At 68.7% G+C, this 13,147-nt stretch carries 5 protein-coding genes; all 5 read right to left on the bottom strand.

The window, feature by feature from the left end; translation table 11 throughout:
- Window positions 1-18 precede the first annotated feature (18 nt).
- A complete protein-coding gene (locus tag O3669_RS04860) occupies window positions 19-1,584 on the bottom strand; it encodes a serine/threonine-protein kinase (protein WP_371523871.1) in 1,566 nt (521 codons plus the stop codon).
- Window positions 1,581-4,151 carry a transglutaminaseTgpA domain-containing protein gene (locus tag O3669_RS04855; RefSeq protein WP_371523870.1) on the bottom strand — a complete coding sequence of 857 codons (2,571 nt, stop codon included), beginning with the start codon at window positions 4,149-4,151 and terminating at the stop codon, window positions 1,581-1,583. The genes O3669_RS04860 and O3669_RS04855 overlap by 4 nt, the downstream gene beginning before the upstream one ends.
- Window positions 4,148-5,413 (bottom strand): DUF58 domain-containing protein, encoded by a 1,266-nt coding sequence (locus tag O3669_RS04850; protein WP_371523868.1) that lies wholly within the window; start codon window positions 5,411-5,413, stop codon window positions 4,148-4,150. Before O3669_RS04850 ends, O3669_RS04855 begins: the two co-directional genes overlap by 4 nt.
- A 35-nt stretch (window positions 5,414-5,448) precedes the next feature.
- Complete coding sequence (locus O3669_RS04845; RefSeq protein WP_371523867.1) at window positions 5,449-11,484, bottom strand: Ig-like domain-containing protein; 6,036 nt, start codon at window positions 11,482-11,484, stop codon at window positions 5,449-5,451.
- Between the two features lie 137 nt (window positions 11,485-11,621).
- Window positions 11,622-13,133 (bottom strand): serine/threonine-protein kinase, encoded by a 1,512-nt coding sequence (locus O3669_RS04840; protein ID WP_295966246.1) that lies wholly within the window; start codon window positions 13,131-13,133, stop codon window positions 11,622-11,624.
- Between the last annotated feature and the right edge of the window lie 14 nt (window positions 13,134-13,147).

Below are 13,147 nucleotides of genomic sequence, written 5' to 3'. Positions count from 1 at the left end.
CAAGGCCTGCTCGACCCGTTACTCGACGGCGACGCAGATGCTCACAGGCTGAGACTGTAGGCCGGAGGCCGACACGACGGTTCGCACGGTCAGGCAGTTGTCCCCTCCGTGCGCGGCGGGCAGGGTGACGGAAGCGACGGGGCTTGATGCGGCCATCGGTGCCTCGCCCGGGCGATCGAGGCGGTATTGGAACGCCAGGTCCTCGCTTGCGTAGTTCGGATCGGGCGGCGCGGTCCACGTCCACACGATGGATTCGCCCTCCAGACGCCCGTTCAGGCCGCTCGGCGCAGTCGGCGGGACCGTCAGGTCTGCGGGATCGTCCCCGTTGGCGCTCGGGGAGTCAACGGGATCGATACGAACCGACTGGCCCCCACCGGTCAGCATCGCGACGACGAGGCCGGCGGCCGCGACCGCTGCGATCACCGCGAGCGTCACGACGGCCAGGAACGGCACGGAGCGCCCCTTGCGTTCCTCCTCCCCCTCGAAGGACGTCGCCGCTGCTCGCCCCGTCGACTGGTTGCGCGGGTGGTGCCACGAGTCCGCGACCGGGACGACGCCCGACTCGGAGAAGTCAAAGCCCCCGCCCGCCCGGACGGTATGCTCCTGCGCGGCCGATGTGACGCGCAGTTTCGTGCCCTGCTCATCGGGCGTCGTCGGAACGGGGTAGCCGCTGTGCCCGGCGATGCTGGGTTCCGTCGGACGAGGAATGGGAGCCTCCTCGCGCACCTCAATGGGCGTCTCGGGAAGACCCATGAGCGTCTGGATACCCTGGAGCGACTGGGCGAAGGCCAGCGCGGTGCGCAGGCGGCGCGCTGGGTCCACGTTCATCGCAGCCCGAAGTACCAGGTCCAGTTCCTCGGGGGCGTCGGCGCGCCCGATGGAGCGCAGGCGCCCGGAACGCACGCGCATTGCGACCGCGACCGTCGAGTTATCCCCGATCGGGTCTTCGAAGGGGCTGCGCCCCACGAGCAGGGTCCACAGCGAGGCCCCCAGTGCCCACACGTCCTGCGACGGGTCCGCGGGGGCGCTTCCGTCGTGCTGCTCGGGCGGCGCCCACATGACGGAGAAGCCCTCCAGGCCGCCGTCCCTGCCCTCGCCGATGCGCGCGCTCACGCCAAAGTCGGTGAGGACAGGCGACTGGTAGGAGTCCAGCATGATGTTGCCCGGCTTAATGTCGCGGTGCACGTAGCCCATCCGATGCAGCATCTCCACGCCCGAGGAAATGCGGATGATCAAATCCAGCGCCGCGGGCACGTCCATCGGGTGAGCACGCACCTGATCGGCGATGTTCGTCACCGGGCAGTACTCCATGATGAGGAATTCGCGCCCGTCATCCAGCGCACCCACGCCGTGCAGATTCACGATGGTCGGGTGGCTGGACACGCGGGCCATCGCGTCGGCCTCGTGGCGAATCGCCTCGTTTCCGCCCTCCACATTCGAGCGCGCAATCTTGATGGCGACGTCACGCGACGGAACCTGCTGGTGATACAGGTGAACGTCCGCGAAACCGCCCGACCCGAGCGCACGAATCCACCGGAATCCCTCGATGCGCGGGCCGGTTCCCACCACTCCTGCACGCGTCACGACTTACTCCTCACGCTCGATGGGCGCCACTGGGGGCCACCCGCGTCCTCCCCGTCATCCAGCAGCTCGGCCGGGCCTCGTCTCTCCTGGCTTCCGGTCGGCTTCAGGCGCCACTTGCGCGCCAGCGAACGCAGCGAGAAGCGCCGCCTCAGGCGCACCCACAGGCTCGCGGACGACGCCAGCGAGCGCTTGAGGTGATCCACGTCCGCCCACGCCGACTCGGCCTCGGCCCGTTGCCCGGCCTCGGCTGCGAAATCAGCGACGTCCGCGCGCCTGGCGATCGCCACCGTCATCGGCACGCTCTCACGGAACATCGTCCAGCCCGGGATCAGGTCGCTTCCCGAGGCCTGGGCGCCCTCAGGTTGGTCGCCCGCAGACTCGGCGTCCTGCCCCTCGCGCAGCTTCCAGAACGAGGCCAACGCCCAGGCAGTTTCCTGACGCGTCTGGTCGGCGCGCACGCGCACGCCGGCGTCAAGTGCCATGTCGACGACCTCATCCCAGGAGCCCACGAGGGCGACGCCGGGCGAGGCCTTGCGACGCACGCGGGTTCGCCTGGCCTTGAGCGCCACGATGAGCACGAAGGGAAGAATCAGCAGGATCAGCGAGCCGGCCGTGGTGCCGATGAGGAGCCAGGGGACGCCCGCGGGCGGCGGTTCCTTGGCGGCCACGTCCTGGTCGCGGCTGACCGGGGGCAGCTCGACGGGTTCCTCGGGCGGCTCTGGCGGCTGGAGCACCTGAGGACGCGGCGAGTTCTTCTTCGTGTGCGACTCAGACTCCGGTACCCGATCCTTGTCGGGTGTCGGGTCGAACACGGCCCAACCGATGCCCTCGAACTCCATCTCCACCCACACGTGCATGTCCGAGCCGAGGAGCGTCATGCTCTCGGTCGGCTCACCCTCCGGGTAGGCGCCGATGACGACCCGCGCGTTCCACCCGAGCTGGTGGAGCATGAGGGCCATGAGCGCGGCGTACTGCTCGTCGTCGCCGATCAGCTCCCCGGTGCCAGAGACCATCGATGACAGGCGGTTGAGGTTGTGGCCGGGGCGCGACTGGTCGGTGTTCTCGGTCAGGTAGAAGCCCTCGTTGTGCAGGTAGCGTTCGATGGCACGCGCCTTTTCAATGGGCGTCGAGGAGGATCCCACGATGGAGGCCATGAAGCTGTCGAGGCCGCTGGGGTAGGGCTCTTTCGTGTCCGAATGGAACTTCACGGGGGTAGCCCCCGCGAACTGGGAGTCCGTGGGGACGACGGGCGCGTCGGCGCGCACCGTGACCGCCTGCGGCTGCGCGGGAATACCCGTCGTCAGGGCGGCGTTCGCCCACATGTCAAAGCGCAGGCCCTCCTGCTGCGTGCGCGCGTTCTCCCCGCCGAACGTCACCTCACGAACGTCACCGGCCACGGGAACCCACGGGCCGAGGATGCCCGCGGTCTCGATTGTCGCAGTGAACTCCCCGTCGCTCAGACCGGAAGGGGTGCGCGGGATCGTGGAGCCCACCGCCACGTAGCCGTTACGCACGTTGACGGATTGTGTCTTCCCGTCCTCCGCCGCCGCGGTCAGCACCGAAATCTGGCTCTTCGGCGCACTCATCGTGAAGGTCGTCCCGTCGTACACGTCCAACGCCGCCAGACGGATACGCGTGCGCGCGGGCAAGCCACTGACCGTCATGACGGTCTGCTCGCCCAGGTCCTTCTTGTAGTGGCGGAACGCCGACAGCGGCGACGGGTACTGGCGCACGTTAAACGGCGGCTCCACCAGCTCGCGCGCCACGATGCGTCGCCCGCTCGGTCCCCACGCGTCCGTCACCGGCAGCGCCACGCCCACCGCGAGGACGATCATCAGCGACGCGGCCAACAGGCGCCGAGAACGGAACACGGCCTGACGGGATGCGCCGCGCGCCGACACGGTCGACGCACTAGCCTCGCCATGGCCTCGTCGATTGACGGACACGTCCAGGCCCAGGGAGAGGCGCTGATGCGCCGAGGCCCACGTCAGCCACAGGAACGCGCCCGCACACCACACCATGAACGGCCACACGGGCGGCACGAGCCCCGAGGGACCGAAAGCCAAGCCGACGATGCCCATGAGCGCAACCGGGAGGATACCCAGGAGCGGGCGCCCCCAGCGCACCGAGACGAGGCCGGCGCCGAGCGCGCACAAAAGGCCGGTTATCCAGGGAACCAGAGCGGGTCCCACATAGGAGGAGGCGGGCGGCGTCAGCGTCAGCAGGTCTTTCCAGGAGCTGACCGCGCCGCGCACGAGCGTCAGCAGCGTATCCGTCGTCGGCACGACACGCCAGCGCACCGTCGCAGGCAACGCGACCGGCCCACCCACGAGGAAATAGCCGAGGAGGACGGCCGCCAGCGTGGAGAGCGTGTCCCACGACCAGCGGGTCGAGGCAGCGGCAATCAGCAGGCCCACGACAACGCCCGCGCCGGCCGCAGTGAGGCCGACCCAGGACCCGAACACGGCCTCGTGCGTGAGGACCGGCCCGGTGAAAAGCACAGCGAGCACCAGGAAAGACGGCAGCGGCAGCGAGGGCCTGGCCCGACGCAGATCATTCGCAGTCACCGGATATCACCCACCAGGTGCGCCAGATCGCGCAGCGACGGGCAATCGTAGAGCACGCCGCCCTCCAGGCGACGCCGACGCGGACGCCGCTTCGGGTTGATGCGCAGCACCTGCACGGTCACGTCCCTGGGGGTGACCTGGGCGAGGTGCGCGGCCTCCGCGTCGCTGACCGACGGAGGCGCGACGATACTCACGTACGAGGCCGACGGACGGGCTGCGTAGGCGCGGCGAGCCAGGGCAGTAATGTCGTCGCGCCCGCTCATCGGCAGGGACGACAGAGCGTCAAGCATGGCACCCGCATTCGTGGCGGGCACCCACGTCTTGCCAGCAGCGAAGGACACCGTGCGCGACGCCGAGATTCCAGCCAGGGCCAGCGATGCGGCAACCGACACCCCGTCCTCGAAGGAGTCGCGGTCCCACGACGAGCGCGACGTGTCGAGCACGATGAGGTGGTGAGAGCGGTGGGTCTCCTCGTACTGGCGCACGATGAGCCTGCCCAGGCGCGCCGTGGACTGCCAGTGAACGGCACGCCTATCGTCGCCTGGCTCGTAGTCGCGCAGCGCGTGGAAGGACACGTCCGAGCTGGACAGCTTCGCGGTCACCACGCCCTCGACGTCGACCTGGAAGCCCGTCGCCTCGAAGGGAATACGCACGGTACGCGGATGAACGTAGAGGGTCACCGGGTTGTCCCACGAGCGCACGCGGCGCAGCAGGCCCAGGCCGTCCGAGCGCACGGTGCGCGCCGGGCCGATCTCGATGACGCCACGGCGGCGGGTCAGCACGGAGAAAAACTCGTCCCACGTCTCGTGCGAGGAAACGCCCGGGATCACGAACTCCGCGACGCCCGTGCCTATCGGCAACTCGATGACCTCCGAGCCGCCGCGGCGCGCTGCGTCATTGACGACCCGGATTTCACCCAGCGCCGTCTGTCCGGCGACCACGCGCTCCTGAGCCAGGCGCAAAAAGACGCGGTACGGGGAGGGTGCCGCCACGAGGATGATGGCGATGATCAGCAGGGACAGGCAGGCGACGAAGAGCGCAAAAGCCTCCGCCCAGCCCGCGAGGATCGCTCCGACGAAACCAGCGATCGCCGCGCCAATCACAAGCCAGCCGAAGGACGTGACGACCGAGCACGCGTCCATGACGTGACGTATCCCCGGGATCGCCCGCAGGCGCGCGGCCACGAACGTGCGTGCCGAGTCCACGACGCGCGCCGCAAGCGGTCGCTGAGTCTGGCCGAAACCGGCATTCATGCGCTCCATGACGTTCCTCCCATCGTTTCTCCTCGGCGTGACTACTATCGGCGCGGCTCGCAGCTGTGCACCACGACCTTGCCCCTCATGGCGATCTGGGAGCCCGCCAACGTCGCGACTCCCGACTCAACGCTGGGACCATCCACGACGACGCTGTATTGACGCGCGGGGTCCACGTCGGAGGAAACCTGACACACGTGCGGCACCGACACGTCGGAGACGTAACCGGGCGCGGACAGGGAGAACGTGTGGCACGTCTGCCCGCCAGGCACCTGGGTGGCCACGTCCGGCGAGCAGGTCTCGACCCACGTCGGGGACACACTCAGCTCGGTCGTCGTCGAGGTCGAGTCAGCCGAGGCCTCGCCCTCGCTGTTCTTGGCCACGACGTGGGCACTCACCGAGGCACCCTCGGTCAGGCCCGTCACCGTCTCGCTCGTGCGTCCCGTCATCGTGACCGTCTTTCCGCCCACGGTCACCGTCATCGACGTGATGGCCGGGTAGGCCTCGGCGACGGCGACGTTGACCGTCACCGCTCCCGGGCCCGCCTTCGCGATCGTCACGCCCGACACGTTCGGAGGAGCAGTCGGCTGGCCCTGCGCGGACACGGGGCTCGAGGACACCGGGGTGCCCGAGGTCGCGGTCCCGACCTGGCAGAAGTAGTAGGTGCGCGCCGAGATGCCGTTGCCCTCGATCACCGCGCCGTCGCTGATCTCCGAGCCGGAGGAACAGCCGTCGGACGTCGAGGCGTAGCGCAGGGTCAACTCGGAGCTGGAGAATCCGTTCCCCGCGGCCTTACTGAGGCCCGAGACCCGCAGCTGACCGGCATAGCCGGTGCCCTCCAGCCTCGGGGCGCTGATCGGCATGGGGACGGTGAGCAGCGAGAACGACTTGTCTCCCGAGGAGGCGTGGTCGCCCTCCGCGTTCGATACGTCGACGTTGACGGTCAGCGAGGAGCTGGCCGAAACCCCGTCGAACTGAACGGAGGTGGTGCCACCGTCGACCGTCTTGGGCTTGTTGTCCACGGTCACGGTCGTCGGCCCCCAGTCGCTGCCACCGGACTTGCCCAGAGACCAGGAGATCACGACGGAACCGGTGGATCCGTCACGCGAGGACCCCACGTGCTCAAGGCCCACGTTGCTGGGCGTGTCGGGTTTACCGTGCGGCGTGCCGGTGGCCTTCTCCGACCACTCGGCCTGCTTCTCGGCACTGTTGCGCGCAACGATCGACACATAGTAGGTGACACCGTTCTCAAGGTTGCTCACCGTCGTCTTCGTCAGGCCGGCCCCCGCGCTCTCCTGGCGGGTAGAGCCGTCGCTGCCGTTGAGCGTGATCTCGTAGGAGGTAATCGGGGAGCCCTCGTTGTTGGGCGCGCTCCACGTCACGTCCAGTGAGCCGTCACCGGGGGACAACGACGGCGTGCTCATGCGCTCCGGCGTCACGTCAACGAGGACCTCGCTGGAGGGGGCGGACGCGTCGGAGTCGCCCACCGCGTTGCGCGCGACGACCGTGAAGGAGTGCCGCTCGCCGTTGGTCAGACCGCTCACGTCGCACACGGTCTGCTCGCACTTCGTGGTGCCCCCATGCGAGCTCGTCACCAGGTATTCGGTGATGCGCGCGCCGTTGTCGGCGCCGGGTGTGAAGGACACGGAGGCACGGCCCGGACCCGTCGCGGTGGCATGAACGTTCTCAGGGGCGTTGGGACGGTCGCGCACGGTCACCGAGACTCGCCCCTCGACGGTACGCGAGGACTCCAGTGTCTTGTCCATGACCCGGTAGACGATCACCATGTTCCCGTGGAAGCCCGCGCGCGGGCTCACGGCCAGGACCGTGCCCTGGGGGTCCACGGTGCCCTCGCCGACCTCGACGGTGGCGCGCTGGATCGTGATCGGCGTATCCGGGAACGGGTTGGTCGTGTACTGCGTCAGGTCGACGTTCACGGTGGACCCGGCGTCGGCGATGATCTGCGCGAGCGAGGTCTGGATGAGCGGGCGCGTCGAGGCGACGACCTCGATCGGCACCTTCGCGCTGACCGCGGCCCCCGATCCGTCGTCGACGCTCAGCGTCAGCGAGCCCGCCGTACCGGACTTCGTGCCGGCCGCTGCGCTGACACGCAGCTGTGTATCGGAGGAGTGGGTGACGGTGATTCCCGAGGGGATGTCGGACACCCGGTAGGTGAACGAGGCCGGGTCTGGGGTATCGGGGTCGCTGACCATGAGCGGCAGGTCCACGGTCGTCTCTTCGCCCGATGCGACGCGGATGACCGTCGGCGTGATCGTCGGCGGGTGGTTCTGGGTGGCCTCGACCTGGATCGGCAGCGTCAGCGACGCGGAGGTCGCGGAGTCGTCACCCTCACGCCCGTCGAAGACCTCCACGTTGATGTAGGTCTTACCCACGTAGCTGGCTTCGACCGTGAAGGAGATCGAGCTTTCGTCCGCGTTCAGGTTCGTCAGGCCGGCGCCCCCGCGCACGGTCGACGTGTCGCGGATGTAGGCGTGCGCGTCGCGCTTGACCAGCACGTAGTCGTCCAGCGTCAGCGTCTTCGTCTCACCCGCCTTGAGGCGGATCGGGATGCGCGAGGGGTTGACGGCGGGGACCTTGCGTTGCGCGCCGGGCACCGAGACGACGGCCGAGGAGGACAGGCCGTCCTGATCCGTGATCGAGTAGACGACGAGGCGCCGGTCCGTCTCGGGGGTCACCGTCACCGTGTGGGCCGTGTTGTCCACGCTGACTCCGTCGGCGTTCGACGCGATCGACAGGTCTGCGAGGGAGCCGTCGGGGTCCTCGTCGTTTGCCAGCACGTTCACCGTGACCGGGGCTCCGTCGCGCGGCACGTCGGACAGCGAGACCACGTCGTCACGAGCGATCGGCGCCATGAGGGGCGCGTCGGCCTCGACGTTGACGGTCAGCTGACCGGTCGCGGAGCCACCTCGTCCATCCTCGACGACGTAGGTGACGACGAAGGGGTTGGTCTGCGCGGGGGTCGTGACGGCCACGGACGTCGGGGACACGACGGTGGCGCTGACCTGGTCGTTGGAGGATTCCAGGGATCCCTCGCGTAGCTTCAACGTGTCGCCGTCGGGGTCGACGTCGTTGGACAGGACGTTGACCTCGACCGTGCGCGAGGGCCTGGCTTTGATGACGTCGGGCAGGGCCACGGGGTTGTGGTTGAGCTCGGAGGGCGGGGCGACGCCCACGCGCACGCGGGCCTTGGCCTGGCGGCCCAAGCGGTCCTCGACCGTGTAGGTGAAGACGTCCGTGCCGGACGCGTTCTCGCCGGGCGTGTATTCGATCCATTCGGTGCCCAGCGTGGCCGTGCCCATTGTCGGCGGCTGGTCGATACCAACCAGGGTCACCGAGTCACCGTCGGGGTCGATGCCGTTGAGGGGCACGGGGATGCGCATGGTCTGCCCGGCGCTGGCCCAGGCCGTCAGTGCCTTGGGCTGGGGCGCGGAGTTCGCCTGGTCGGCGCCGATCACGTTGAAGCTCGCGACGGCGCTGGCCGTATTGCCGGCCGAGTCCGTGACCGTGTAGGTCACGTCGACGCGGCCGGTCGTGTCCAAGGCCTCGAAGCGCACCAGGTTTCCGGTGACGAAGGCGTGGCCGTAGACGGAGTCGACCGTGCCCGACAGGGTCGAGGAGACGCTCATCGCCAGGCCCGACGGGGAGTGGTCGTTCGCCAGGACCGGGATCGAGGCGATGTCGCCCACGCGCACCTTCGCGGAGTCGTTTTGTAGTTCGAGGGGGGCGCGGTCGTCCTTGGCGAGCGTCGGGATGACGGCGACCGAGGCCGTGGCCGAGCCGGAGCCGTTCGAGACGGTGTAGGTGAAGCGCGCGACGTCGTCGAGGCCTGCCGGGGCCGTCACCCGCAGGAGGTGGCGGTCGATGAGGGCGACCTCGATGCCCGAGTCTGAGTCGACCTCGATGGACTGGACGACGAGGACGCCGCCGGAGGGGTCGGTGTCGTTGGCCAGGGGCGCGACCAGGGCGGAGCCGCCGGAGGGCAGGATGGCGATATCGTCCTCGGCGACGGGGGCCGCATGCTCGTCGCCCGATACGACGTCGACGCGCACGACGCCGACGACGGCCTCGGGCCCGTCACTGACTGTGTAGGTGAACTCGTAGGAGCCCACCTGCGAGGCCGTGAAGGTCACGGTGCCCAGCTCCAGGTCGGGCACGAGGGTCGTCGAGGCGGGCGCGGTCGACACCTTGGTCAGCGCGAGCACGTCCCCGTTGGGGTCGGTGTCGTTGGCCAGGGGCGCGACGATGAGGGGTTCGGAGACGCGCGTGACGTAGAAGTCAGCGTTCGCGATGGGCGCGATGTTGCCGTTTTCCTGCACGAGGACAGTGAGCTCACCCTCGGTAGTGATCCAGCCGTCGGACACGGACAGGGTGACCTGACGAGGCCCGGGGCCGCCGCCGAGGTCGTGGATCGAGACGGTCCCGTCCTCGGAGAACTGGACCGACAGGCCCTCGGAGCCCTCGGCGCGCTCGAGGAAGATCTGGTCACCGTCGGGGTCGATCCAATCGGCCAGCACGTTGTATTCGATTTGGGCGCCCGCGCCGAGTTTGACGCTGGCGTCGTGGACGCGCTTGGGCCCGGCGTTTTCGCTCCAGGGGTGGACACGCAGGGATACGTTCGCGGTCGCCGAGGCCAGGCCGTCGGACGCGGAGTAGGTGAAGGAGCTGGAGCCTTCCGCGTCGTCGGCGACGCCTGTGATCTGTAGGGCGCGTCCGCCGCGCGTGACGACGACGGAGCCGAAGGAAGGCTGGGACATCGGCTCGGCGGTGAGCACGTCGCCGTCGGAGTCGGAGTCGTTTTGGAGGACGGGCAGGAGCGTTGATTTGCCGGGCCGCACGCCGAACTCGTCGTCGACGGCGGTGGGCGGCGTGTTCTTCTGGTCGCGCTTGGGGTCGCTGATCTGTTCGAGCAGGTCGGGGTTTTGATCCTCGGAGGAGGACTGGGACTCGTCGGGGTTGTCCTCGTCCCAGGTGTCGATCATGATCATGTCGCGTTCGGGCAGCCACACGGTCCCGTCTTCGATGTCGTTGAGGACGATGCGGGTTCGGTTGACGCGGAAGAGGGGGTGCTTGGAGGCGGCCAGGCGCTCGACGCTCGTGTAGCGGGTCAGGCCGGACTCGCATTGACGCAGCGCCGCGCCCGAGGAGGACCAGGCGCCGTACGCGCAGCCCTGGTGGAAGGCGGGCGGGGCCGGAGTGCCCGAGATGGAGGTGCCCTCCTGCGCGGGGGTCACCGTGGGGGCGGAGCCGTTGAGGGGGACGCTCACCAGGGAGTCCGGTGTCGCCAGGAGCACGGAGGACGAGGCCGGCCCGGGCATCTGGAGGACCGCGCCGGGTGCAACACCGTCGGCGTCGAGGGCGCGGGTGCGCCCGCCCGGCAGGACGAGCGTGTTGGTCGTCGCGTCGTAGATGACGGGTTTATCACCCACGGCGGTGATAGACAGGTCGTCGCCCACCGACATGCCGCTGAGGGTCGCCTTGGTGGTGGACCACGTCGAGCCCGCACGGGTGACCGTGGTGAGCGTGGCGTACTGCGGCGCGTAGGCGAAGACAGTGCCGCCGGTTGAGACGGTCACGATGCCGTCGGCTAGGCCGTCGGCGATGGCCGAGGTGTCCTCGTACTTGATGGCGTCGGGACGATTGGCCTCTCCCACCCACAGGTAGCCGGCCAGTGAGTCCAGGACTGCGATCGTCGAGGCGCCCTGAACGACGCGCGAGCCCTCTGGAACGGTGCTAGCTCCGCCCAGCTTCATGGCGGCGACATCGACGGAGGCCACGGAATGGGTTGTCTCGTCGCCGATTGTCACGGTGCGCCCGTCCTGCCCGAGGGCGACCTGGGCGCTGGGGGTCGACACGAATCCGTCGAAGGTCAGCGCGTCGTAGTTGAGGTGGCCCAGCGACAGGTCCGCGCCCTTCGCGACCCAGATGCCGCCGTCGTCCACGTCGAGTTCGGTGACCTCGATGCCCCGATGCAGGAAGGCGACAAGAACAAGGATGGCCGTCAGGAGCACAACGGTGATGGCAGGGAAGCGACGCGTCGCCCGACGCAACAGGTGCATCATGCGGTCACTTTTCGCCACGACGCTCACCACTTTCCCGACAACTAACACCTTGGAGATACAGGTTTTCGACCAGCCTACCGCATAAGCATAGGCTGAAAGCGTGACGTGCTACGCGCCGGAAAGATCCATCCGGTTGGTCAGGGAACGGTCACGCACGCCCGCATGGGATCAGACATGCGCCCGGACGAACGTGAGACCGTAGAGATTTCCATACAGTTTTCGCCGGCGACCGCATCCACACTCACCGTCGCCTCCTCGACGCTGCCGCGCGTCGTGTCCGACGGATTCGTCGCTTCATAGGAGTAGGTCACATCTGCCTTGGCTAGGCCATCGGGCAGCGTCCACGTCCACGTCACAGTTCCGCCCGCATACACGCCCGTCAGCTGCGTCACTTCCGGCGGCGCCGATCCCAATGGGTCACCCGCGCCCGCCGACGCCGTCGTCGACTCGGACTCGGGGGTGATGCGCGTGAAGGTGCCCTCGCCGCGCAAGATGCCCACCACCAGGCCGGCGGCAATCACCGCAGCCAGCAGCGCCAACCCCACAGCGGCCACGGGGCTCATGCCCCGCTTGGAGGCGGACGGATCGTCGACCACGCGCCCAGCCGAGGCCTCGGCCGCCTGGGCGGAACGATCGATCTTCCAGGAATCAGCCACGGCCTCGACGCCACCCGAGCCCGCCCCACCCTCGAAGGAGTAGAACGACGAGCGCACGCGCGTCTTATCCGGGTCGATGACGGGGGCGCCACGCAGGCGCGTCTTCTGGTCGCCGGAGGGAGCGGCGGTGCTCTTGGAGCGCTTCTCCTTGATCTCCATCTCGGTGCGCGCGTAGCCCAGCTCCTTCTGGACGCGCTGGAGGCCCTGGCCAAACGCCATAGCCGTGGGGGTGCGCTCATCCGGGTTAATCGCCATCGCCGCGCGCAGCACGCGCTCCAGCTCCGGCGGGGCATCCGCGCGCCCCAGGCCGCGCATGCGCCCACGCTGGACACGGTTGGCGATCGACGCCGCCGAGTTGTCACCAATCGGGTCCTCGAAGGGGCTGCGGCCCGTAATAAACGTCCACATCGTCGAGGCCAACGCCCACACGTCCTGCGTCGGTGCCGCAGGGGAATTGACGTCCTGCTGCTCCGGGGGCGCCCACAGCACCGAGAAACCGTCGAAGGCGCCAACCTCCAACTTGCCTATCCTCGAGGCCACGCCAAAGTCTGCGAGAACAGGCTTGCCGTAGGCGTCCAGCATGATGTTCGACGGCTTGATGTCGCGATGCACGTAGCCCTGGCGGTGGAACATTTCCACGACGCCGCAGACCTTGATCATCGTCTCCAGGGCCGTCTCCAGGGACATCGGCCGGGCGCGCACCTGCGTGAGCAGATCCGCGACCGGACAGTACTCCATGACCAGGTAGGCGCGCCCATCCGCGGTGGTGCCCACGCCGTGCAGCTCGACGACCGAGGGGTGCCCGGCCAGCAGCGTCATCGCGTCGGCCTCGCGGTGCAGCTCGAGGGTGCCACGCTCGTCGCCCTGCGCGCGCACGACCTTGATCGCCACGTCACGGCTGGGCAGCTCCTGTCGGTACAGGAATACGTCGGCGAAACCGCCCTGCCCCAGAGGGCGCACCCATCGGAAACCTGGGATCTGGGGGCCACGCATGCCCGCGACCGCTG

Source organism: Pauljensenia sp. 20925_1_34 (assembly GCF_041432775.1).
Lineage (GTDB): Bacteria > Actinomycetota > Actinomycetes > Actinomycetales > Actinomycetaceae > Pauljensenia.
This window is presented reverse-complemented; position numbering and strand designations above follow the sequence as displayed.